The organism is Micromonospora sp. RTP1Z1, from assembly GCF_033804685.1.
GTDB lineage: Bacteria > Actinomycetota > Actinomycetes > Mycobacteriales > Micromonosporaceae > Micromonospora.
In genome coordinates, this window is record NZ_JAPFQV010000009.1 from 65,077 (window position 1) to 86,187 (window position 21,111).

At 73.4% G+C, this 21,111-nt stretch carries 19 protein-coding genes and 1 pseudogene; 14 read left to right on the plus strand and 6 right to left on the minus strand.

Features of this window, described 5'->3' with window-relative positions:
- The first annotated feature begins 1 nt into the window (after window position 1).
- From nuoI to SLP03_RS07220, 7 genes are all read left to right on the plus strand, one after another.
- Entirely contained in the window at window positions 2-640 is a 639-nt protein-coding gene (nuoI, locus tag SLP03_RS07190; protein WP_319459735.1) for an NADH-quinone oxidoreductase subunit NuoI, read from the plus strand.
- Complete coding sequence (locus SLP03_RS07195) at window positions 637-1,410, plus strand: NADH-quinone oxidoreductase subunit J (protein ID WP_319459736.1); 774 nt, start codon at window positions 637-639, stop codon at window positions 1,408-1,410. The genes nuoI and SLP03_RS07195 overlap by 4 nt, the downstream gene beginning before the upstream one ends.
- Window positions 1,407-1,706, plus strand: coding sequence for an NADH-quinone oxidoreductase subunit NuoK (nuoK, locus tag SLP03_RS07200; RefSeq protein ID WP_319459737.1), 300 nt, complete (start codon window positions 1,407-1,409; stop codon window positions 1,704-1,706). The genes SLP03_RS07195 and nuoK overlap by 4 nt, the downstream gene beginning before the upstream one ends.
- Window positions 1,707-1,717: 11 nt before the next feature.
- Window positions 1,718-3,679 carry an NADH-quinone oxidoreductase subunit L gene (gene nuoL / locus SLP03_RS07205; RefSeq protein ID WP_319459738.1) on the plus strand — a complete coding sequence of 654 codons (1,962 nt, stop codon included), beginning with the start codon at window positions 1,718-1,720 and terminating at the stop codon, window positions 3,677-3,679.
- A gap of 64 nt (window positions 3,680-3,743) precedes the next feature.
- Window positions 3,744-5,276: an NADH-quinone oxidoreductase subunit M gene (locus SLP03_RS07210; protein ID WP_319459739.1), complete on the plus strand. Its 1,533-nt coding sequence runs from the start codon at window positions 3,744-3,746 to the stop codon at window positions 5,274-5,276.
- Window positions 5,273-6,826 (plus strand): NADH-quinone oxidoreductase subunit NuoN, encoded by a 1,554-nt coding sequence (gene nuoN / locus SLP03_RS07215; RefSeq protein WP_319459740.1) that lies wholly within the window; start codon window positions 5,273-5,275, stop codon window positions 6,824-6,826. The genes SLP03_RS07210 and nuoN overlap by 4 nt, the downstream gene beginning before the upstream one ends.
- Before the next feature lie 90 nt (window positions 6,827-6,916).
- Window positions 6,917-8,002 carry a polyprenyl synthetase family protein gene (locus SLP03_RS07220; protein WP_319459741.1) on the plus strand — a complete coding sequence of 362 codons (1,086 nt, stop codon included), beginning with the start codon at window positions 6,917-6,919 and terminating at the stop codon, window positions 8,000-8,002.
- A gap of 27 nt (window positions 8,003-8,029) precedes the next feature.
- On the opposite strand, the gene SLP03_RS07225 is transcribed toward SLP03_RS07220, so the two are convergent.
- Window positions 8,030-9,208, minus strand: coding sequence for an MFS transporter (locus SLP03_RS07225; protein ID WP_319459742.1), 1,179 nt, complete (start codon window positions 9,206-9,208; stop codon window positions 8,030-8,032).
- A gap of 153 nt (window positions 9,209-9,361) precedes the next feature.
- On the opposite strand from SLP03_RS07225, the gene SLP03_RS07230 reads away from it, so the two are divergent.
- From SLP03_RS07230 to SLP03_RS07240, 3 genes are all read left to right on the plus strand, one after another.
- A complete protein-coding gene (locus SLP03_RS07230; RefSeq protein WP_319459743.1) occupies window positions 9,362-10,144 on the plus strand; it encodes an IclR family transcriptional regulator in 783 nt (260 codons plus the stop codon).
- 158 nt (window positions 10,145-10,302) lie between these two features.
- Window positions 10,303-10,797, plus strand: a complete 495-nt coding sequence (locus SLP03_RS07235; protein WP_319459796.1) for a sigma-70 family RNA polymerase sigma factor — start codon at window positions 10,303-10,305, stop codon at window positions 10,795-10,797.
- On the plus strand, window positions 10,794-11,480 hold the full coding sequence (locus SLP03_RS07240; protein WP_319459744.1) for a zf-HC2 domain-containing protein: 687 nt from the start codon (window positions 10,794-10,796) through the stop codon (window positions 11,478-11,480). The genes SLP03_RS07235 and SLP03_RS07240 overlap by 4 nt, the downstream gene beginning before the upstream one ends.
- 107 nt (window positions 11,481-11,587) lie before the next feature.
- Here the strand turns inward: SLP03_RS07240 and rarD are convergent, their stop codons facing one another.
- The 4 genes and pseudogenes from rarD to eccE all read right to left on the minus strand — a co-directional run bounded on the left by rarD (window position 11,588) and on the right by eccE (window position 15,347).
- Entirely contained in the window at window positions 11,588-12,520 is a 933-nt protein-coding gene (gene rarD, locus SLP03_RS07245) for an EamA family transporter RarD (protein WP_319459745.1), read from the minus strand.
- Complete coding sequence (locus SLP03_RS07250) at window positions 12,517-13,005, minus strand: GNAT family N-acetyltransferase (RefSeq protein WP_319459746.1); 489 nt, start codon at window positions 13,003-13,005, stop codon at window positions 12,517-12,519. Before SLP03_RS07250 ends, rarD begins: the two co-directional genes overlap by 4 nt.
- Before the next feature lie 94 nt (window positions 13,006-13,099).
- Window positions 13,100-13,486: a phage holin family protein gene (locus SLP03_RS07255; RefSeq protein WP_319459747.1), complete on the minus strand. Its 387-nt coding sequence runs from the start codon at window positions 13,484-13,486 to the stop codon at window positions 13,100-13,102.
- Between the two features lie 83 nt (window positions 13,487-13,569).
- Window positions 13,570-15,347, minus strand: a pseudogene (eccE, locus tag SLP03_RS07260) (type VII secretion protein EccE).
- Window positions 15,348-15,644: 297 nt separating this feature from the next.
- Between eccE and SLP03_RS07265 the strand changes: the two are divergent.
- Both SLP03_RS07265 and SLP03_RS07270 read left to right on the plus strand, forming a co-directional pair.
- On the plus strand, window positions 15,645-15,962 hold the full coding sequence (locus SLP03_RS07265) for a WXG100 family type VII secretion target (protein WP_319459797.1): 318 nt from the start codon (window positions 15,645-15,647) through the stop codon (window positions 15,960-15,962).
- A 21-nt stretch (window positions 15,963-15,983) separates the two neighbouring features.
- Complete coding sequence (locus tag SLP03_RS07270; protein WP_319459748.1) at window positions 15,984-16,277, plus strand: WXG100 family type VII secretion target; 294 nt, start codon at window positions 15,984-15,986, stop codon at window positions 16,275-16,277.
- Between the two features lie 171 nt (window positions 16,278-16,448).
- Here SLP03_RS07270 and mycP read toward each other — a convergent pair whose 3' ends face one another.
- On the minus strand, window positions 16,449-17,654 hold the full coding sequence (mycP, locus tag SLP03_RS07275; RefSeq protein ID WP_319459749.1) for a type VII secretion-associated serine protease mycosin: 1,206 nt from the start codon (window positions 17,652-17,654) through the stop codon (window positions 16,449-16,451).
- Between the two features lie 152 nt (window positions 17,655-17,806).
- Here mycP and SLP03_RS07280 point away from each other — a divergent pair, with 152 nt between their 5' ends.
- A complete protein-coding gene (locus SLP03_RS07280) occupies window positions 17,807-20,749 on the plus strand; it encodes an SseB family protein (RefSeq protein WP_319459750.1) in 2,943 nt (980 codons plus the stop codon).
- Window positions 20,746-21,111, plus strand: coding sequence for a hypothetical protein (locus SLP03_RS07285; RefSeq protein ID WP_319459751.1), 366 nt, complete (start codon window positions 20,746-20,748; stop codon window positions 21,109-21,111). Before SLP03_RS07280 ends, SLP03_RS07285 begins: the two co-directional genes overlap by 4 nt.

A 21,111-nucleotide genomic window follows, 5' to 3' on the forward strand; every position in this document is an offset into this window, starting at 1 on the left:
CGTGGGCGCGATCACCGGAACGTTCAAGGGATTCGGTGTCACCTTCTCCCACATGTTCAGGAAGGTCGTCACCACCGACTACCCCTTCAAGCCGCCGGTTTCGGCGCCGCGCTACCACGGGCGGCACATCCTCAACCGGCACCCGGACGGGCTGGAGAAGTGCATCGGCTGCGAGCTGTGCGCCTGGGCCTGCCCGGCCGACGCGATCTTCGTGGAGGGTGGCGACAACACCGACGAGCAGCGCTTCTCGCCGGGTGAGCGGTACGCCAGCGTCTACCAGATCAACTACGCCCGGTGCATCTTCTGCGGGCTCTGCATCGAGGCCTGCCCGACCCGTTCGCTCACCATGAGCAACGAGTACGAGCTGGCCCGGGACAACCGGCAGGACCTGATCTTCACGAAGGAGCAGCTGCTGGCGCCGCTGCTCGAGGGTATGGAGCAGCCGCCGCACCCGATGCGGCTGGGCGACAGCGAGAAGGACTACTACATCGGCTCGCTGACCAACCCGGGCACCTCGGCCGGCGCCGAGCGCTCGCCGGCGGCCGGCGGGTACCAGGTGGAGGAACACCCCGGGGTGACCTTCCCCGGCGCCGAGCAGGCAGCCCAGCGGGCCGCGGCAGGCAAGGAGGATCCGGCATGACCACGCAGACGGTGCTCGCCGAGGCGGCCTCGGTCTCCGGCGGCGAGGCGGTGACCTTCTGGATCCTCGCCCCGCTTGCGCTGATCGGCGCGATCGGCATGGTCTGGGCCCGCAACGCGGTGCACTCCGCGCTCTGGCTGGTGCTGACCATGCTCTGCCTGGGCGTGTTCTACGTGCTCCAGGCGGGCCCCTTCATCGGCATGGTGCAGATCATCGTCTACACCGGCGCGATCATGATGCTCTTCCTGTTCGTGCTGATGCTGGTCGGCCGGGACGCCTCGGACTCGCTGATCGAGACGCTGCGCGGGCAGCGGGTCGCCGCGGTCGTGCTCGGACTCGGCTTCGCCGGCCTGGTCGGCAGCGGCATCTACCGGGCCCTCCACGGCGTCCGGGCGGTTGGCCTGGAACAGGCCAACGCCGAGGGCAACGTGCAGGGCATCGCCCGGCTGCTCTTCACCAAGTACGTCTTCGCCTTCGAGCTGACCTCGGCGCTGCTGATCACGGCGGCCGTCGGCGCGATGGTGCTGGCGCACGTGGAGCGGCGCAAGGAGGACCGGATGGACCAGGTCGCCACCATGAAGGCCCGGTTCAGCCCCGGCAACTACCCCGGACCGAAGCCCGGCCCGGGCGTCTTCGCCACCTCCTCCTCGGTGGCCACCCCGGCCCGCCTGCCCGACGGCCGGCTGACCGACCGCAGCATCCCCGCGATCCTGCCGGCCCGGGAGCTGACCGCCGCGGAGACCTCGCTGAAGGGGACGGACAAGAAGTGACCCCCGACTACTACCTGATCCTCGCCGCGGTGCTGTTCACCATCGGTGCCGTCGGCGTGCTGGTCCGGCGCAACGCCATCGTGCTGTTCATGTGCATCGAGCTGATGCTCAACGCGGCCAACCTGACGCTGGTCACCTTCAGCCGGATCAACGGCGACCTCAACGGCCAGATCATGGCGTTCTTCGTGATGGTGGTGGCGGCGGCCGAGGTCGTGGTCGGGCTCGCGATCATCATGTCGATCTTCCGGACTCGGCGCTCCGCGAGCGTCGACGACGCCAACCTGCTCAAGTACTAAGGGGCAAGCAAGTGGAAGAGACTCTGGCGCACGCATCGGCTGAGCCGATCAACGCCGTCGCTTACGCTCCGGCAGGTGGCTTGCTGGGCAGCGTCTGGCTGCTGGTGGCGATCCCGCTGGTCAGCGCGGCGATCCTGCTGCTGCTCGGCCGGCGGGCCGACCGCTGGGGGCACTGGCTGGGGGTGGGCGCCATCGGCGCCGCCTTCGTGCTCGGCCTGACCTACTTCTTCCAGCTGCGTGGCCTGGAGAACAAGTCGGTAGAGCAGAGCCTGTGGCAGTTCATCTCGGTCGGCGACTTCAAGGTGGACTTCGGCCTGCTCTTCGACCCGCTGGCCGGGGTCTTCGTGCTGCTGATCACCGGGGTGGGCTTCCTGATCCACCTCTACGCGGTCGAGTACATGGCGCACGACGAGGGCCGGCGGCGGTTCTTCGCGTACTTCAACCTCTTCGTCGCCGCGATGCTGCTGCTGGTGCTCGGCAACAACTACGTGATGCTCTACTTCGGCTGGGAGGGCGTCGGTCTGGCGTCGTACCTGCTGATCTCCTTCTGGTACGGGCGGCCGAGCGCGGCCACCGCCGGAAAGAAGGCGTTCCTGATGAACCGGGTCGGCGATGCCGGCCTGGCCATCGGCATCTTCGTCATGTTCGCCACCCTCGGCACCACTCAGTACGACGAGGTCTTCAACGGCGTGGGCGCGCTGACCGGCACCACCGTGCTGGTGCTCGGCCTGCTGCTGCTGCTCGGCGCGGCCGGCAAGTCCGGTCAGTTCCCGCTCCAGGCGTGGCTGCCGGACGCGATGGAGGGCCCGACCCCGGTGTCGGCGCTCATCCACGCGGCCACCATGGTCACCGCCGGCGTCTACCTGATCGCCCGCTCCAACCCGATCTTCTCGGCCAACAGCACCCTGCAGCTCGTGGTGGTCAGCGTCGGCGCGCTCACCCTGCTGCTCGGCTGCGTCATCGGCGCGGCCAAGGATGACATCAAGCGGGTGCTGGCCTGGTCGACGGTGAGCCAGATCGGCTACATGTTCCTCGGCGTCGGCCTCGGCGGCGGGGCGTACGCGCTGGCGATCATCCACCTGCTGGCGCACGGCTTCTTCAAGGCCAACATGTTCCTCGGCGCCGGTTCGGTCATGCACGGGATGAACGACCAGGTGGACATCCGCCGGTTCGGCGGCCTGTCGAAGTACATGAAGGTCACCTGGCTGACCTTCATGATGGGCTGGCTCGCCATCATCGGCATCCCGCCGCTCTCCGGCTACTTCTCCAAGGAGCCGATCATCGCGGCCGCCTTCGAGCGGGAGGGCTGGACCGCCTGGCTCTTCGGCGGGGCGGCGCTGCTCGGCGCCGGACTCACCGCCTTCTACATGACCCGGCTCTTCGTGCTCACCTTCCACGGCCCGAAGCGGTGGACCGAGGACATCGAGCACCCGCACGAGTCGCCGAAGCTGATGACGATCCCGCTGATCCTGCTCGCGGCGGGTTCGGTGCTGGCCGGTGCCCTGATGACGTGGAACGACGGGGTGGTCTCCTGGCTGGCCCCGGTGCTCGGCGAGGAGGCCGGTGGCGAGGCGCACGCCGTGCTCCCGCACCTCGTGATCACCATCCTGTCGATCGTGGTCACCGTGCTCGGCGCCGGGCTGGCCTGGGCGCTGTTCCGCAACGGCACGGCCGCCGAGCCGCAGCCGGCCGGCGTGCTGGTCACCGCCGCCCGCCGCAACCTCTACACCGACGCCGTCAACGAGGCGGTCTTCGAGAAGCCGGGCATCTTCCTCACCCGGGCGCTGGTCTTCCTCGACAACCGGGGCATCGACGGGCTGGTCAACGGCCTCGCCGCCGCGGTGGGCGGTGGGTCGGGCCGGCTCCGACGGCTGCAGACCGGTTTCGTGCGGTCGTACGCGACCTCGATCCTGACCGGCGCGCTGCTCGTGGTGGCGGCGTTCCTGGCGGTGCAGGCGGGGTGGCTGGCGTGATCGACCTCTTCCCGGCCGCCCCCGCCGGCGGGCCACGCAGTCACGACGGAGGTAAGGCCGAATAATGTCCAACTTCCCGTTCCTCTCGGTGCTGACCGTGGCACCGCTGGTCGGTGCCCTGGTCGTGGCCCTGCTGCCGCGGCGCTCGCCGGAGCTGGCCAAGCAGGTGGCGTTCGGCTGGTCGCTGCTGGTGCTGGTGCTGTCGGTGATCATGTGGATCACCTTCCAGGCCGACGGTGACCGGTTCCAGTTCCGCGAGTCGTACCCGTGGATCCCGAACTGGGGCGTCAGCTTCACCTTCGCCGCCGACGGAATCGCGCTGGTCATGCTGATGCTGATCGCGATCCTGGTACCGCTGGTGATCCTGGCGTCCTGGCATGACGCCGAGTCGTCGAAGCGGTCGGTGCCGGTCTACTTCGCCCTGCTGCTCGTCCTCGAGTGCACGATGATCGGCGTCTTCGCCGCCGCCGACGTCTTCCTGTTCTACGTGTTCTTCGAGGTCATGCTCGTCCCGATGTACTTCCTCATCGGCAGCTACGGCGGCCACCAGCGGCAGTACGCGGCGGTCAAGTTCTTCCTCTACTCGCTGGTCGGCGGCCTGTTCATGCTGGCCGCCGTGATCGGCCTCTGGGTGGTCGGCGGGAAGACCTTCAACTGGCAGGCGCTGAGCCAGGTGGACATCTCCACCGGCACCGCCCGCTGGCTCTTCCTCGGCTTCTTCCTCGCGTTCGCGATCAAGGCGCCGTTCTTCCCGTTCCACACCTGGCTGCCGGACGCCGGTGGTGCGGCCCCGGCCGGCGCGGCGGCGCTGCTGGTCGGCGTGCTGGACAAGGTCGGCACCTTCGGCATCCTGCGGTACTGCCTGCCGCTGTTCCCCGAGGCGTCGCGGTGGTTCGCCCCTTGGGCGCTGGCGCTCGGCGTGATCGGCATCATCTACGCCGCGCTGCTGGCGGTCGGCCAGAACGACCTCAAGCGGCTGGTGTCGTACACCTCGATCGCGCACTTCGGCTTCATCGGGGTCGGCATCTTCGCCTTCACCAGCCAGGCCGGCACCGGCGCGGTGCTCTACATGCTCAACCACGGCCTCGCCACCGGCCTGCTCTTCCTCGTGGTGGGCATGCTGATCGCCCGCCGCGGCTCGGCGCTGATCAGCGACTTCGGCGGTGCCGGCAAGCTGGTCCCGCTGCTGGCCGGGGTGCTCTTCTTCGCCGGTCTCGCCTCGCTGGCGCTGCCCGGCACCGCGCCGTTCGTCTCCGAGTTCCTGGTGCTGATCGGCACCTTCACCACCAACAAGCCGGTCGCGGTGATCGCCACCGTCGGCATCATCCTGGCCGCGGCGTACGTGCTGTGGATGGTGCAGCGCACCACCCAGGGCACCCTCAACCCGGCCCTGACCGAGGTCGAAGGCATGCGCCGCGACCTCTCCCTGCGCGAGAAGGTCGTGGTCGCTCCGCTGATCGCGCTGATCGTGCTGCTCGGCTTTTACCCCAAGCCGGTCACCGATGTCATCAACCCCGCCGTCCGCGCGACCATGCAGGACGTCGGTCGGACCGATCCCGCCCCGACGGTCGGTAGCGTCCAGGAGGCCGCAAAATGACCGAGCTGAAGTTGCCGTCGATCGACTACGCGGCGCTCGCTCCGATCCTGATCATGCTGGGCGTCGCCCTGGTCGGCGTCCTGGTCGAGGCGTTCGTGCCCCGGCGTCTGCGCAACGGGGTGCAGCTCACGCTCGCCCTGGTGGCGGTGCTCGCCGCGCTCACCATGGTCATCCTCAACTCCGACGACCGGCTGCTCACCGCCGGCCAGGCGATCGCGGTGGACGGGCCGACGCTCTTCCTCCAGGGCGCGATCCTGATCCTCGCCGCGATGGCGCTGCTGCTGATCGGGGAGCGCTCGATCGAGCGGGGCGGGGCGTTCGTCGCCCACGCCGCGGTCACCGCCGAGTCGCCCGAAGACCGGCGGCAGGCCGACGGCGCCGGCGGGACCACCGAGGTGTACCCGCTGGTCACCTTCGCGATCGGCGGCATGCTGATCTTCGTGGCGGCGAACGACCTGCTGACCATGTTCATCGCGCTCGAGGTCTTCTCGCTGCCGCTCTACCTGCTCTGCGCGCTGGCCCGTCGCCGGCGGCTGCTCAGCCAGGAGGCGGCGATGAAGTACTTCATGCTCGGCGCGTACGCCTCCGCCTTCTTCCTGTTCGGGGTGGCGCTGATCTACGGCTTCACCTCCGGCACCCCGGGTCGGTCGGCCGGGGTCGACTTCGCCACCGTGCACGCCGCGGTGACCGACTCCCCGGCCAGCCCGGTGCTGCTCTTCGCCGGCATGGCGCTGCTCGCCATCGGCCTGCTCTTCAAGGCGGCCGCCGCGCCGTTCCACGTCTGGACGCCGGACGTCTACCAGGGCGCCCCGACTCCGGTCACCGGGTTGATGGCGGCCTGCACCAAGGTCGCCGCGTTCGGTGCCCTGCTGCGGGTCTTCCACGTCGCCTTCTCCGGGGCCGCCTGGGACTTCACCCCGGTCCTCGGCGCGGTGGCGGTGCTGACCATGCTGGTCGGCGCGGTGCTGGCGGTCACCCAGACCGACATCAAGCGGCTGCTGGCGTACTCGTCGATCGCGAACGCCGGCTACCTGCTGGTGGGCGTGCTGGCGCCGAGCAAGGACGGGCTCTCCGGCACGATGTTCTACCTGGTCGCGTACGGCTTCTCGGTGCTGGCCGCGTTCGCCGTGGTGACCCTGGTCCGGGACGCGGACGGTGAGGCCACCCACCTGTCCCGCTGGGCCGGGCTGGGCCGGCGGTCGCCGTTCTTCGCGGCGATCTTCACCTTCATCCTGCTCGCCTTCGCCGGTATCCCGCTGACCAGCGGGTTCACCAGCAAGTTCGCCGTCTTCGCCCCGGCGCTGGACGCGAACCAGGCCTGGCTGGTGATCGCCGGCGTGCTGACCAGCATGGTGCTGGCCTTCCCGTACCTGCGGGTCGTGGTCATGATGTGGCTCTCCGAGCCGGGCGACGCCACCCCGACGGTGACCGTGCCGGGCGCGCTCACCTCGGCGGCCCTGGTGATCGGCGTGCTGGCCACGCTGGTCCTGGGTGTCGCCCCGGCGCCGCTGCTCGACCTGGCCAACGGTGCGGCCGAATTCGTGCGATGACCGAGGTTCTCCCACCGGGGGCCGGTACGCCGTGGCGTACCGGCCCCCGGTCCGTGTCCCCCTGTCCGGGGCAGGTCGAACGGGTGTGGCATGGTTGAAGACGTGGTGATTCCGGCTGGCGAGCGTTCAGGTGCCACCGGCTCCGGCGGTCGTCGGGGTCCGGACGGCACGGGTCAGTTCGGCGCGCTCGGCCTGCACCTCGCCGATCCCCGCGTCGAGGCTTCCGTTCTGGGCCTGCTGGAGGACGTCGAGGTTGAGCTGCGGGCCAGCGTGGCCAGCGCCGACCCGCTCGTCACCGAGGCCGCGCGGCACCTGATGGAGGCCGGCGGGAAGCGGTTCCGCCCGCTGCTGGTGGCGTTGTGCGCGCAGTTCGGCGATCCGACCGGACCGCAGGTCGTCCCGGCCGCCGTGGTGATGGAGCTCACGCACCTGGCGACGCTCTACCACGACGACGTGATGGACGAGGCGGCCGTGCGCCGGGGTGCCCCGAGCGCCAACTCGCGCTGGGCCAACTCGGTGGCCATCCTGGTCGGCGACTACCTCTTCGCCCGCGCCGCCGACCTGGCGGCCGATCTGGGCCCCGAGGCGGTCCGCCTCCAGGCGCGCACCTTCGCCCGGCTGGTGCACGGGCAGATCGCGGAGACAGTCGGCCCCCGAGACGGCGAGGACCCCGTCGTCCACTACCTGAACGTCATCGCCGGGAAGACCGGTTCGCTGATCGCCACCTCGGCCCGCTTCGGCGGCATGTTCGGCGGCGCGTCCCCCGAGCACACCGAGGCCTTGGGCGGGTACGGCGAGACGATCGGGGTGGCCTTCCAGCTCTCCGACGACCTGCTCGACATCGCCTCCGAATCGAGGCAGTCCGGCAAGACCCCCGGCACCGACCTGCGCGAGGGCGTACCGACCCTGCCGGTGCTCTACGCGATCGCCGCGGACGACTCCGACGCCGCCTCCGTCCGGCTGCGGGAGATCCTGGCCACCGGCCCACTGGTCGACGACGCGCTGCACGCCGAGGCGCTCGGCCTGCTCCGCGAGTCCCCGGCGCTCAAGCGCGCGCGGGAGACCGTTCGCAGCTACGCCGAGGAGGCGCGGGCCCGGCTCGCCCCCCTCCCCGAGAGCCCGGCCCGCTGCGCCCTCGAATCCCTCTGCGACTACATCGCCGACCGCACCAGCTGACCCGCCCCGCCCCGCGCCGGGTGGGCGTCAAAGGTGGGTGAGGAGGCGGCTGCCGGTGAGCATGAGGGTGGCGGCCACGAGCATGGCGATCGCCGCGGTGGCCCACATCGCCGGGTAGCCGAGGTGCGCGGCGACGGCGCCGAGGCCGAGCGGGCCGAGGCAGCCACCGGCGTACACCCCGGTCTGGGTGATCGAGGTGGCGGCGGCCGGGGCCTGCGGGTGCAGCCGAACCACCGCGAAGTTCATCAGCCCGGGCCAGGCCCAGCCGAGCCCGAAGCCGAGCACCACGCCGACGACCAGCGGCACCGCTCCCGTCACGGCGAGCAGGCCCAGCCCGACCGCCCCCACCACCAGCATGCCGGCGATCAGGGCGACGTGGCCGTGCTCCCGGCGGTCGGCGAGCCAGCCGGCGGCGACCCGGGCCGCCACGCAGACCGCGCTGCCCAGGGTCAGGGTGAGGCCCGCCAGGCCGGGCGACAGCCCGCGGCCGACCGAGGAATCCACCACGAAGGTGCCCAGCGCGTTGGCCGCCGCCGCGGCCAACGTCGCCGCCAGCCCAACCACCACCAGCGCCCACGTGGCCCGGCCGGCGCGGGTGGCGGCGGCCCGCGCGGTCCGGTCGCCCTCCTGCGGGGGTACGGCCGGCAGCGCGGCCAGCGCGGCCCCGGCGGCCGCCACGAACGCCCAGCGCCAGCCGGCGGTCAGCGCGATGGTCGGCACCGCCGCGCCGGCCAGCAGCGTGGAGACCGGGATCGCGGCCTGCTTCACCCCGAACGACAGCCCCTGCCGGTGGGCGGGCACGTGCCGGGCCAACGCGGCGTTGCTGGCGAGCTGGCCGAGGGCGTTCGCGGCGGCGCCCAGCCCGAGCAGCGCGACCAGCACCGGATACGACCGCGCCAGTGTCGCCACGGCCAGCAGCGAGCCGGCGGAGAGCAGGATGCCGGCGCGGGCCACCACGGCCGGGCCGTACCGCTCGACCAGCGCCCCGGAAGGGACCGAGGCGAGCGCGCTGATCCCGAAGTAGACCGAGACGGCGAGGCCCAGCCCGGCGGGGGAGAAGTGGAGGTCGCGGCCCATCTGCACGGCGAGACCGCCGACCAGGAAGACGGGCAGCACGCAGGCGATGGTGGTGGCGACGGCGCCCGCGCTGGCCCGGACGGTCCGCCGGGACGCGGCAGGTGCGGGGTCGAGCACGGTGTCGGTCATGGTCAGGCAAACCTACGCCGACCACGTTTGGCAGCGGATCGTGTCTGTCGATGTACGGGCTGTGCCCGGTGATCTGGCATCCTCGACCCGAACAGGCATTTCGCACTCGGCCTGTTTTTCATATGGTGTAAGTCCCCGGCGGCGGAGGTGGTTGTGCGCGACCCCTTGGCGGAACCTTCGGACCTGATCCGGAGCGTGTCCCGCGCGCTTCGAGTGCTCGAGTCGGTCGGCCGTGCGCCGAAGGGCCTGACCGTCAAGCAGATCGCCCGCCGCTGCGAGCTGACCGTGGCCACCACGTACCACCTGGTCCGCACCCTGGCGTACGAGGGCTACGTGATCCGTCGCGAGGACGGGACGTACATCGTGGGGTTGGAGGTGGCCGACCGCTACCGCGAGCTGGTGACCGCGTTCCGCGGCCCGGCCACGGTCGGTGAGGCGCTCCGCCGGGCCGCCGTCGACACCGGGTACAGCCACTACCTCGGGCGCTTCGTGGGCGGCCAGGTGGCCGTCACGGCGGTCGCCGAGGGGCCGCGCTCGCCGTACCTGGAGGACCTGGTGCCGGGCTTCGACGAGGGCGCGCACGCCACCGCGCTCGGCAAGAGCCTGCTCGCCACCCTCACCGCCGAGCAGCGCTTCCGCTACCTGCGGGAGTACGGCATGCGCCCGTTCACCAGCGCCACCCTGACCACGATCGAGACGTTCGAGGCCGACCTGGCCGCCGGCGACCGGCGCGGCATGCAGTTGGAGCTGGGGCAGTTCCGGCAGGGCGTGGCGTGCGCCGCGGTGCTGGTCACCCCGGACAAGGACATCGAGCGCCGGGTGGTGCTGGCCTGCGCGCTGCCGGCCAGCGAGATGATGACCTCCGCCCGGGTGGTCCGGGCCAAGCTGCTCACCGTCGCCCGGGCCGTCGCCGACGGCATCGCCGCGGACACCTGACCCGCACCGCGTCGGCGCCGACGTGCACCGCCCAGGAATACGTGCGGCCCCGATCCGGCTGAACCGATCGGGGTCCCCGCACGTGTTCACGGGCGAACGCATCGCCGGACTCGCCGCCGAGAGCGAGGTGACCCGCCATCAGTGACCAAGACGCCCAACTGCTGCGCGCGCTGCACGACGAGCACGGCGACGCGCTTTTCGCGCACGCCCTCCGGCTGGTCAACGGCGACCGGCCGCGGGCCGAGGACCTGGTGCAGGAGACGCTGCTGCGGGCCTGGCGGCACCCCGAGTCGCTGGACCCCCGACGCGGCTCGGTCCGGGCCTGGCTCTTCACCACGGCGCGGAACCTGGCGATCGACGCCTGGCGGCGCCGGTCCACCCGGGTCGGCGAGGTCTACACCGACGAGCTGCCCGAACCGCCCGACACCGTCGACGAAGCGGAGCGCGCGGTGGAGGCGTGGACCGTGGCCGAGGCCTTGAACCGGCTCAGCCCGACCCACCGGGAGGTGCTGGTCGAGTGCTTCTACCAGGGACGGTCGGTGGCCGAGGCGGCCGCCCGGCTCGGTGTACCGCCGGGCACGGTGAAGTCGCGCACCCACTACGCGCTGCGCTCACTACGGTTGGCGCTGGCCGAGATGGGGGTGACCGGATGAGCCGCTGCGAGTTCGCGCACGACGACGGCGCATACGTGCTCGGCGCCCTCGCCCCCGCCGACCGGGCCGCCTACGAGCGGCACCTGTCCGGCTGCGCGGCCTGCCGGGAGGCGGTGGCGGAGATCGCCGTACTGCCCGGGCTGCTCGGCCGGCTCGACCCGGCCGGGCTGGAACAGTTCGTCCCGTCCGCGTCGGAGACCTCCCGGATGCCCGCGCTGCTCGACGCCGCACGGGAGCGCCGGCGCCGCGAGCGGTTCCGGTCCCGCCGGCGGTACGCGCTGACCGCGCTCGCCGCCGCCGTGCTCGCCGTGCTGGTGGGCGTCGGGGGGACCCTGGTCCGGCCGGCCGACGCGCCCCCGCCGCAGGTGCCGCTGGTGGCGATGCGGCCGGTCGCCGGGGCGGTGCCGGTGCACGCCGAGATCGCGCTGACCGGCACCGACTGGGGCACCGAGGTGATCATGCGTTGCGGGTACGACCGGCGGGCCGGGCACCGCGAGGCGTACACCTTCCGGCTGGTGGCGCACGGCCCGGACGGCGCGACGGAGCAGATCGGCTCCTGGCTGGCCGCCCCCGGCGACGACGTCCGCTTCACCGGTGTCACCCACTTCACCAAGGGTGAGCTGGTCCGCCTCGAACTCCTCCGCGCCGACAACACCCCCGTCCTCGCCTACGACGCCCGCTGACCCCACCCCCACCGCACCCCCGGACCCTCGCGATCTTGCACTTGGTGCCCCGGCAGACGGCACATTCGGCCCATCTTGAGGGGCCCGAACCTGCAAGATCGCCGGGCCTAGGGGGCGGTAAGGGTGGGGGTGCGGGTTGGCGTTGGGGGGCGGGAGTTGGCGCGGGAGCGGTGGGCGTTGCGGAGGGCGTCGACGGTGAAGACGATCAGGGCGACCCAGACCAGGGCGAACCCGGCGAGGCGGGCCGGCGGCATGGGCTCGTGGAAGATCAGCACTCCGCAGCCGAGCTGGAGGATCGGGGCGAGGTACTGCAACATGCCCAGCCCGGACAGCGGCAGCCGGTTCGCCGCGCCGGCGAACAGCAGCAGCGGGATCGCGGTCGCCGCCCCGGCCAGCACCAGCAGCGCGGTGTGCCCGGCCGAGACGTGCCCGAACGTGGCGTCGCCCCGCCGGCCCAGCCAGCCCAGGTACGCCAGCGCGGGCAGCGCCAGCACCGCCGACTCGACGAACAGCCCCTCCGCGGCCGGTAGCCCCAGCCGCTTCTTGACGAACCCGTAGCCGGCGAAGCTGAAGGCCAGCGTGAGCGCCAGGTAGGGCGGCCGGCCGTAGTCGACGGTGAGCACGGCCACCGCCAGCGCGCCTACGCCCAACGCCGCCCACTGCGCCGGCCGCAGCCGCTCCCGCAGCACGAAGACCCCGAGCAGCACCACGACGAGGGGGTTGATGAAGTAGCCGAGGGCGGTCTCCACCACCCGGTCCGAGTTCACCCCGTAGATGTAGGTACCCCAGTTGACGGCGATCAGCGCGGCGGCGGCGGCGATGCCGGCCAGCGCCCGGGGTCGGCGCAGCAGCGCCCGCAGGAAGCCGACGTTGCGCATCGCGGCGAGCAGCAGCGCCACGAAGGCCACCGACCAGACGATCCGGTGGGCGAGGATCTCCACCGGCCCGGCCGGGCGCAGCAGCTTCAGGTAGATCGGGAAGAAGCCCCAGAGCAGGTACGCGCCGAGCCCGTACAGGTAGCCGAGGCGGATCGGATTCACGCCTCCACCGTAAGTGGTGATGCGGCGCCTTGCTCCTTTCCGGTGACCTGGCTCACCGGCGGTGCCCACGCCATCCAGCGACCGGGTTCGACCGGGGTGAAGCCGACCTTGGCGTACACCCCGTGGGCGTCGGCCGTGGCCAGCACGATCCGGCGTACGCCCAGCCCGGCCAGGTGGTCGCGGGCCGCGCCGGCCAACCAGGTGCCCAGCCCGCGACCGCGCTCCGCCGGGTCGACGTAGACGTCGCAGAGCCAGGCGAAGGTCGCCCGGTCGGTGACCACCCGGGCCACCGCCACCTGGCGCCCGTCACCGGGCCGGTAGACGCCGAATCCGATCGAGCCGGCGAAGGCGCGCGCGACCGTCTCCCGGTCCCGCCCCATCGCCCAGTACGCGTCGGTCGAGAGCCACCGGTGCACGAGGTCGAGGTCGAGCCGGTCCGGGTCGGTGCTGAGCTGGTAACCGTCAGGGCGGGTCAGAGTGAACACCCCGGTGACGTTAGTGCCGGCCCACCCGGGCCTCACCAGCCAATTCCCGCCCACTGGCCTGGCCGGTGGGCGGGAACTCAGGCGCTCCGGGTGGTCAGTCGCGGTCGAGGACGGCGCCGAGGATCCAGGTGACGATGCCGACGAAGAGGGCGCCGAGCACCGCGGCAGGCCAGAAGCCGTCCACGTGGAACGGCAGCCCGGCCTGGTCGGCGATCCAGCTCGTGAGCAGGAAGAGCAGCCCGTTGACCACCAAGGCGATCAAGCCGAGGGTCAGCAGGTAGAACCCGCAGCCGACGGTCTTGATGATCGGCTGGAGCACCGCGTTGACCACTCCGAAGATCACCGCGACCAGTACCAGCGTGGTCACCGTCTCGGTGACCGACTCCGAGTTCAGCGAGATGCCCGGAATGAGCAGAGTGGCCAGCCAGAAGGCTGCCGCCGTCGAGCCCAGCCGGATCAATAGACCTTTCAGAAAATCCATGGCCGGGATCGTGCCACGGACCGTCCACCGGCGGAACCCGCAAAGATCGACGGATCCGTCGCCGGGGTGCTCCGAGCCGTGGCTCAGCGGCGGGCGGGGCGGCCGACGAGTTGCGACTCGATCGGCGTCGGAGAGAGCAGCGCCCAGCGCAGCGCCCGCCGGTTGACCACCGCGACCATGTCGTCCCGGATCCGGGTCAGCCACTCCGCCGAGCCGCCCAACCCCAGTGCGGCGCCGGCCAGCGCCGCCTCATCCGGGTCCAGCGGTTGCAGGATCGCCAGGTCGACCCGGGCCAGCGCGTCCACGTCCGCCGGGGTGAGCTCGTCCCGGACGACCAGAGTGGATCGCCAGGCCGTCCCGGGCCCGGCCCCGCCCGGTGCCGCGCCGGCGTCGACCACGAGCAGCAGCGGCTGCAACGGCGTTCCGGGAGCCCCACCCACCGGCCGACCGGGCGGGATCACCGGGACCGCCCCGCCGGGCGCGCCGACGCCCCGGACGAACGGCTCCCAGGCCCGCGGTCGGGCGGTCTGCACGACCACCCGGGCGCCCAGGGCCAGCGCGCGCAGCACCACCAGCTGGGCGGCCCGCACCCCGCCGACGAGCAGCACCCGGGTCGGCTCGGGGCGGAACAGTCGTACGGTGATCGCCCCGCCGTGCCGGTTCGCGCCCACCATCAGACCGGCCTCGCCGAGGCTCAGCTCCAACGCGTCCAGGGTCGCCCCGCCCACGGTGCCGCCGGCCCGCCCCAACGCCAGCGGCAGGGTGCCGGCCAACCCGCCCAGCTGCTCGCCGTCGAGCCGGCGGACCTCGCCGCCGAGGTCGGCGACGACCCGGCGCAGCGCCCGGTCGGCGACCGCCAGCTCCCCGGCCGTCCAGGCGGCCAGCCGTACGGTCAGCTCGGCCGGTACCGGTGCGGGGTCGGTGCCGATGCGCGGGCCGACGCAGAGCGACACGGTGGTGGCGGTGACGGGCAGCGCGAGCAGCCGGGACACCAGCCGGCGCGCGGCGTCGGTGCGCGGATCCGGCCAGCGTCGCAGCCGGAACGTGCTCTGCAGCAGCCCGCCGGCCCCCACCGTCTGCCAGGACTCCCGGGTCGGCGGGCTGCCGTCGTGGTGGGCCAGTTCGGCGAGCACCGAAGCGCGGCCGGCTGGCCCAACGGCCGCCCGGTCAGCGGCCCGAGCCGGCGGACGATCCGCCGGACCGTGCCGGACAGGGCCCGGTGCAGCTCCTCGTCCGACCAGCCGTCCACGCGCAGCACCCGGACGGCGAGCACGGCCCGGTCCTGCCCCGCCAGCCGCCCGTCGGTGAGCTGCCGGTACGACGTGCCGGCCGTGCCGGCGCCGGTGGCCGGGGCCGGGGCCGGCGACGCGGAGAGCAGGAGCTGGATCTCCACTGGTGGGCTCTCCGCGCTCGGGGCGGGCAGCAGGGACAGTGGCGGCGGCAGGGTGCGCCGGCCGTCGCCGAGCAGGTCGCCCGGGTCGCCGATCTCCAGCAGTGCGGTCAGTCCGGCGGCGTCGTCGACCACGGCGGCCGGACCGCCGGCCAGCTCGACGGAGCGCACCTCGGCGCCGGGGGCAACCAGGTCCACCAGTGCGGCCGGACCGGCGGCCGGTGGGAGGGCACGCCGTCGGGTGAGGTACGCCAGGCCGACGATCAGCCACTCGAAGAGCCAGCGGCCGCGGAACCGGACCCAGGCGGCGGGCAGCAGCAGGGTGGCCAGCAGCAGGGCGGCGGCGGTGACGGCCACTCCCCGGCCCGCGGCCGCGACGAGCACCGCCGCGGCCAGCTGCGCCGCCACGACCTGGCCGGCCAGGTGGCCCGACCTCGTGCGCGCCCCGGTTGGTATCCACTGTGGCGGCAGGGGGCTGGCGGGTCGTCGCCGGAGCCGGGGGTCCGGTCCTGGTCGTCGTCACCGCGCCTCCTCCGCCGATCCTCGGGTGACGATGGCGTGGCTCATCGTAAGGGTTCGCGGATCGGCTCGTTGTCCACAGGGGAGGAGAAGGGGGTAGCACAACCGCAATCGGGCGGCTACCGTCAGCGACGAGTTCCGCCGAGCGCGCAGCCGTCCCGCCCCACGAAGTCGGCCCCGCGCCACGGTACGTCCACGGTGGTCGTTCCCGCGACCAGCCACGACCGAGGAGACGAGGTGACGTCCGGGGTGTCCCAGACCCAGGCAGAAGCCGCGGTGATGCAGCAGACCGCCGCGAAGTTCGAGCAGGTGGACCAGTCGTTGCAGGCCATGCTGAGCGGCCTGATGGCCGAGCTGGAGGTGCTGCAGCAGGCCTGGCGGGGCGCCGGCGGGCGTTCGTTCGCGCAGGTCAAGCAGCAGTGGTCGCAGGACCAGGCGGCGCTGCAGCGGGCCCTGCGGGAGACCGCCGCCGCGATCCGCACCGCCGGCCAGCAGTACGACGTCTCGGACACCGAGGCCGCCAGCCGGGTCGCCGGCACCAACCGCGGCATCCAGTTGCCGCTCTGACCCACCGGGAGGGGAGATCCCATGGACCACGGTGTGCTGGTCGTCAACTTCGCCGCGCTGCAGCAGGCCAGCGCGGATATCCAGAAAGCGCTGAACACGCTCGACAGCCAGCTCGGGCAGCTGGAACGGGACGCCGCGCCGCTGGTGTCGAGCTGGACCGGTGAGGCCCGGGAGGCGTACGAGCAGCGGCAGACGAGGTGGCGGTCCGCCTCGCAGGACCTGCAGGCGATGTTGCGCGACATCAAGCTGGCGGTGGACGACTCCGCCGCCGACTACCTCGACACCGAGAGGCGGAACGTCAACCTGTTCCATTGACGGCCGCGCGGCGGCGGCGTCGGGCGGCCCGGCCCGCGTCGCCGCCGTCGGCGTTTCTCCGACCGGCCGCTCCGGTCTCGCCGCAGACTCCGCCCCGGTTCGGCCGGCGCGTACCGCCGCCGCGACGTGGGCGCTACCCCGGGATCCGACCGCGGTGGGGCGTCCGGCGGGTCAGGCCGGGCCGGCCGGGCGCCAGCGCCGGCGGGAGCCCCGGGGCAGCACCACGGCCAGCAACACCACCAACGTCGCCGTCGCCCCGGCCGCGCCGGCCACCAGCAGCGCCCGGTGCCGCGCCGCCGCCCGCCGGGCCCGGTGTGCCGCCGCGGCCGGATCGGTGCGATCCACCGGGAGTGTCGCCGTCCGACCGGGCCGGTCGGCCGCCGACCCCGATGTCTCGGTGACCGCGCGGTACGGATTCAGCACCCCGGTGCCGTAGCCGTCGTCGCGCCCCGGGGCCGGGTCGGTGCTGTCGACGATCCGCCGGGCCACCTCGGTGGCGGTCAGCTCCGGGCGGTACTGCCGGAGCAGCGCCGCGGTGGCCGCCACGAACGGCGCCGCGTAGCTCGTCCCCTCAGCCCGGTGGTGCCCCTGCCCGGGGGCGGCCATCAGCACGTCGCCGCCGGGCGCGACCAGGTCGACGTACGGGCCGGTCTGGGAGAAGGACGACCGCGCCCCGTCCGCCCCGATCGCGCCCACCCCGAGCACCCCGTCGTACGCGGCCGGGTAGGGACGGGGGTCCCCGCTGTCGTGGAGGTTGCCCACGGCGGCCACCACGACCACGTCCCGGTGGACCACGTACGCGATCGCCGACCGGACCGCCGGGCTGTCCGCGTACAGCACCACGGAGAGGTTGAGCACGTCGGCATCGTGGTCCACCGCCCAACGGATCGCCCGGGCGAAGTCGGCCGCGCCGACCGTACGCCCCGACTCCCGCCCGTCGACCACCTGCTGCTCGCTGACCCGTACCGGCAGGATGCGAGCGCCCGGCGCGAGCCCGCGGAACGCGACGCCCGCGCGGGGCGACGCGGCGATGATGCTCGCCACCCCGGTGCCGTGCCCGGCGCAGTCCCGGGTGCCGTCACCGCCCGGGTCGAGGAAGTCGGCGCCGTCGAGCACCCGACCGGCCAGCTGCGGGTGCCGTCGGTCCACCCCCGAGTCGACCACCGCGACGACCAACCCGGCGCCGGTGGCCAACGGGGTGAGCCGGTCCGGGGCGTACCCTTGCTGGGGCCACGGCTGGTCGGCCACCGGGCGGGCCGGCGCGGGCGGCGCGGAGCAGGCCGGCGCGGCCCGGGCGGCTGCCGGCGCGGCCGGCAGGACGGCGGCGAGAACCGCCGCCAAGGCGGCCAGGGCCGGGCGCGCGGTGGGCCGGGACATCGACCGCCTCCGTATCGTGGCGACTCCGGAACGGGATGTTAGCGCCTCCGCGCCGGGCCGGTGCACCGGCGACGGCCAGCCATTGTGATCTTGTTACCACCTTGTAGGTTGTACGCGATACCTATGGCCTGTTCGCGGGAGGAGAGGTGGCCGTGACCGGATGGGAACCGGCTACCGAGGCCGAGGTGGCGATGCGGGACGCGTTGCGCGCCCAGGACCAGCAGCTCTACTTCCGCATCCTGACCGGCGTCGACCTGCTGCTGCCGGTCGCCGCGGAGGCGCTCGCCGGGCAGGCGCCGATGGGGTGGGGGACCTGGACCACCGGCGGCCGGACGCACGTGCTGGCATTCACGTCGATCACCGCGCTGCGGGCCTGCCTGGGCGAGAACGCGGGCAACAGCCAGCCCGTCCCGTACGCCGATCTCGCGGCGAACTGGCCGAACCACGAGTGGTGGCTGGCGGTGAACCCTGGGCTGCCGATCGAGGGCTACCTGCCCTCGTGGTTCGTCGCGCAGCTCTCCCGGGGGGACGTCCGGCTGCCCGGCCGGACCACGGGTGCCCGGACCCGCCTCGAACGGGCCGAGACGGCCGCCCGCGCCCGGGGCAGCGCCACCGTGTCGGGCCGGGACGCCCCGGTCTCTCCGGCGCCCGGCATGCCCGTCTCTCCGGCGCCCGGCGTGCCGGTCTCGCCGCCCTTCGGTGGGCGCGTTCCGGCTCCGCCGGAGCCGTCGATCGTGCCGGTCCCGTCCACGGCTGCCCGGCCGCCGGTTCCACCGGCGGCCGCCGCGCCTCCCGTTCCGCCGCCCACCCGGCCACCGGTTCCGCCAGCGGCCACCGCGCCGCCCGCCCGGCCACCGGAGGTGCCGAACGCCCGCCGGGCGTCCGCCCAGGTGACATCCCCGGGCCGGTCCGGGCAGCGCGACGGTGAACCCGTCGGACCGGGTGATGGCTCCTTCCGGGCCCGGCCCGTCGCGCGGCCGGAGAACGGCACCGAAAGCCTCTCCGGCTGGCTCAACGACCTGCGTCGCGGCCCTGACGACCAGGACCCGTTCGGCTCCGGCACGACCTCCGGCCGGCCCGGGGCGGCGACCGCGGACGGTGGGAGCGACGACGCGGAGCGGACCCCCACCCGGTCCTTCTTCGAGCCCGCGTCCGGGCGGGTGTCCCGGCGGCCGTCACCGTTGAGCCAGCCGCACCGCACCGGCGACCTGGCGGTGCCGCCGTCCCGCCCCGGTCGGGGCGGTCAGCCGTTTCCGCGTCGCCGACCCCTCGGCGAGCCGGTGCCGGAGGAGGCGACCCGCGCGTTCGGGGTCGACAACCCCGCCGAGCATGCGCCGGGGCTTCCCCGCCCCCGTGCCGAGTCGTCCGGGGACGAGCCGACCACGGCATTCCGTCCCGCCGACCCGGCCGCCGGTGGGGACCTCACCCAGGCCCTGCCCCGGCGTCGTCCGACGCCCGGAGGGTCGGATGCGGACGAGCAGACCCAGCTGATCCTCGCTCCCGCCGGACCGGCCTCCCCGCCGTTAGTCGCCCCGGCGGAAGCGGAGGAGCTGCCCCCGTCGATCGCCGAGCCGGTGTCCGGTCCGCCCGCGCCACGGCGGACCTTCTCGCCGATCGTCATCGAGGGCACCGTCATCGAGTCCCGCGACCTGACCGAGCCGCAGGGCGGCCAGCCGGCGGGGTGGGCCGACGATCGTTCGGCCGGGACGGAGCCGGCGGGGGCCGCGCGACCGGAACCGTACGAGGCGCCGACCGTCCCCGCCGCCCGGTCCACGGCGACCTCCGCCGAGGCGGACCGGTCGGCCGCCGCACCCTGGGCCGGCCCCACCGATCCCACCCTGTCGTTCGCGGTGGAGCCGCGAGCCGAGCCGACGGCCCCGCTGTTCGAGCCGGCAACGCCGCCGGCCGGGCCGACCGGCTCGCTGTTCGAGTCGACGACGCCGCCGGCCGATCCGACGGCACCGCTGTTCGAGCCCACCACGCCGCCGGCCGAGCCGGTCGAGCCGACCACGCCGCAGGTCGATCCCCCGGCGACCGCCTCCGGAGCCGGAGCGGGCACCGGACCACTCGGCGACCACCCCGCCGCGGCCGGCCCGCCGCGGCGCGAGGAGCCGGCGCCGGTGGACTTCGTGCCGGCGAACGGCGTCGAGGAGGACCTGCTCGGAGCGGCGGGCAGCGGCAGCACGGACACCTTCCTCTCCACCCTGCTGCTGGCCCGGGTGCTGCTGCCCAGCGCACCGGACTCGGCGCCGGGCAGCCGCCCGGGGGATCCGGGCTTCGTCTGGCGGACCGAGGCGCTGGACGGCGAGACGTACGTGGTGGTCTACACCTCGCCGGAGCGGCTGGCTGACCGGGCCGACGGGCCGGTCGAGACGGTACGGGTCAAGTTCGTCCAGCTCATCCGCCGCTGGCCGGACGAGAGCTGGTCGTTCGCGGTCAACCCGGGGACCCCGGTCGGGGCGAAGTACCCCGGCGAGCAGGTCGTCGGGCTGGCCAACTGGGCCGCCGAGGTGGGGCTCGGCGACGACCCGGAGAGTGAGCCGGAGCAGCCCGCCACCGAGCCGACACCGGCGTCCACGACCCGGCACGCACCGCCGGTGTCCGACCCGACCCGTCCGGTGACCATGCAGAAGGCGATCGCCGCGAGCCAGCTCGCCTACTACCTGGAGCGGGGCTACGACCGAGTCTCCGGTTTCGTGCACCGGGCCAACGAGCTGGCCCACCTGACCGCCCCGGCGCAGCTGTACGACGCGCTCGGCCTCGGCCACCCGGACTCGCCCTTCTCCCGCGATGCCGAGGAGATCTACGTGTTCCGCTGGCCGGCGTACCGCCCGAGCCTCTACCGGATCCCCTACGGGGGGCAGAACGAGTCCGCGATGCGGGCGATGGAGGGCTGGGTGATCGAACGCCCGCCGTTCCGGGGCAACGGGTTCGCGCCGGGAGAGAGCAGCGACGTGGTCGCCGAGTTCAAGGTGGACAGCGCCCGCCTGCCGCACGGTGCGCAGCTGTGGCGGATCGGCGCGGACGGCACCGAGCGGGTGATCGCCGTCCTGGACGGCGACGCGCTGCTGTGGCGACGGGTCGGTCAGCCGTGACCCGCGACGGCTACGTGGCCCGCTGGCAGGGGCGGGAGTACCAGGCCGGCCCCGACGGCGACGACGTCCGGCTCTACCAGTCGGAGCCGGGCGAGGGCTTCGAGGAGGTACGCCCCGGCCGGCACGTCCGGGTGGTACCGACCGCCGAGGTCGACGACCTGGTGTACGTCCGGACCACCTGCACCTGGCAGGGGCAGCCGTTCATCGTGCTGGCCGAGCACGACGGCTGGCTGCGGGTGGAGTACACCGGCGGACGCTGGCCGGTCGCAAGGGCGATGGGGCTGGAGGCCTTCGAGTTCGGCGTCTACCAGGGCTGGGCGCCGGCCAACGAGGTGGCCGACCTGCGTGAGCAGCGGGTCTGA

Excerpts from the sequence above, each read along its gene's own strand:
- SLP03_RS07195 (WP_319459736.1), top strand. The coding sequence starts at position 637 with ATGACCACGCAGACGGTGCTCGCCGAGGCGGCCTCGGTCTCCGGCGGC.
- SLP03_RS07210 (WP_319459739.1), top strand. The coding sequence starts at position 3,744 with ATGTCCAACTTCCCGTTCCTCTCGGTGCTGACCGTGGCACCGCTGGTC.
- nuoN (WP_319459740.1), top strand. The coding sequence starts at position 5,273 with ATGACCGAGCTGAAGTTGCCGTCGATCGACTACGCGGCGCTCGCTCCG.
- SLP03_RS07220 (WP_319459741.1), top strand. The coding sequence starts at position 6,917 with ATGGTTGAAGACGTGGTGATTCCGGCTGGCGAGCGTTCAGGTGCCACC.
- SLP03_RS07225 (WP_319459742.1), bottom strand. The coding sequence starts at position 9,208 with ATGACCGACACCGTGCTCGACCCCGCACCTGCCGCGTCCCGGCGGACC.
- SLP03_RS07240 (WP_319459744.1), top strand. The coding sequence starts at position 10,794 with ATGAGCCGCTGCGAGTTCGCGCACGACGACGGCGCATACGTGCTCGGC.
- SLP03_RS07255 (WP_319459747.1), bottom strand. The coding sequence starts at position 13,486 with ATGGATTTTCTGAAAGGTCTATTGATCCGGCTGGGCTCGACGGCGGCA.
- SLP03_RS07270 (WP_319459748.1), top strand. The coding sequence starts at position 15,984 with ATGGACCACGGTGTGCTGGTCGTCAACTTCGCCGCGCTGCAGCAGGCC.
- mycP (WP_319459749.1), bottom strand. The coding sequence starts at position 17,654 with ATGTCCCGGCCCACCGCGCGCCCGGCCCTGGCCGCCTTGGCGGCGGTT.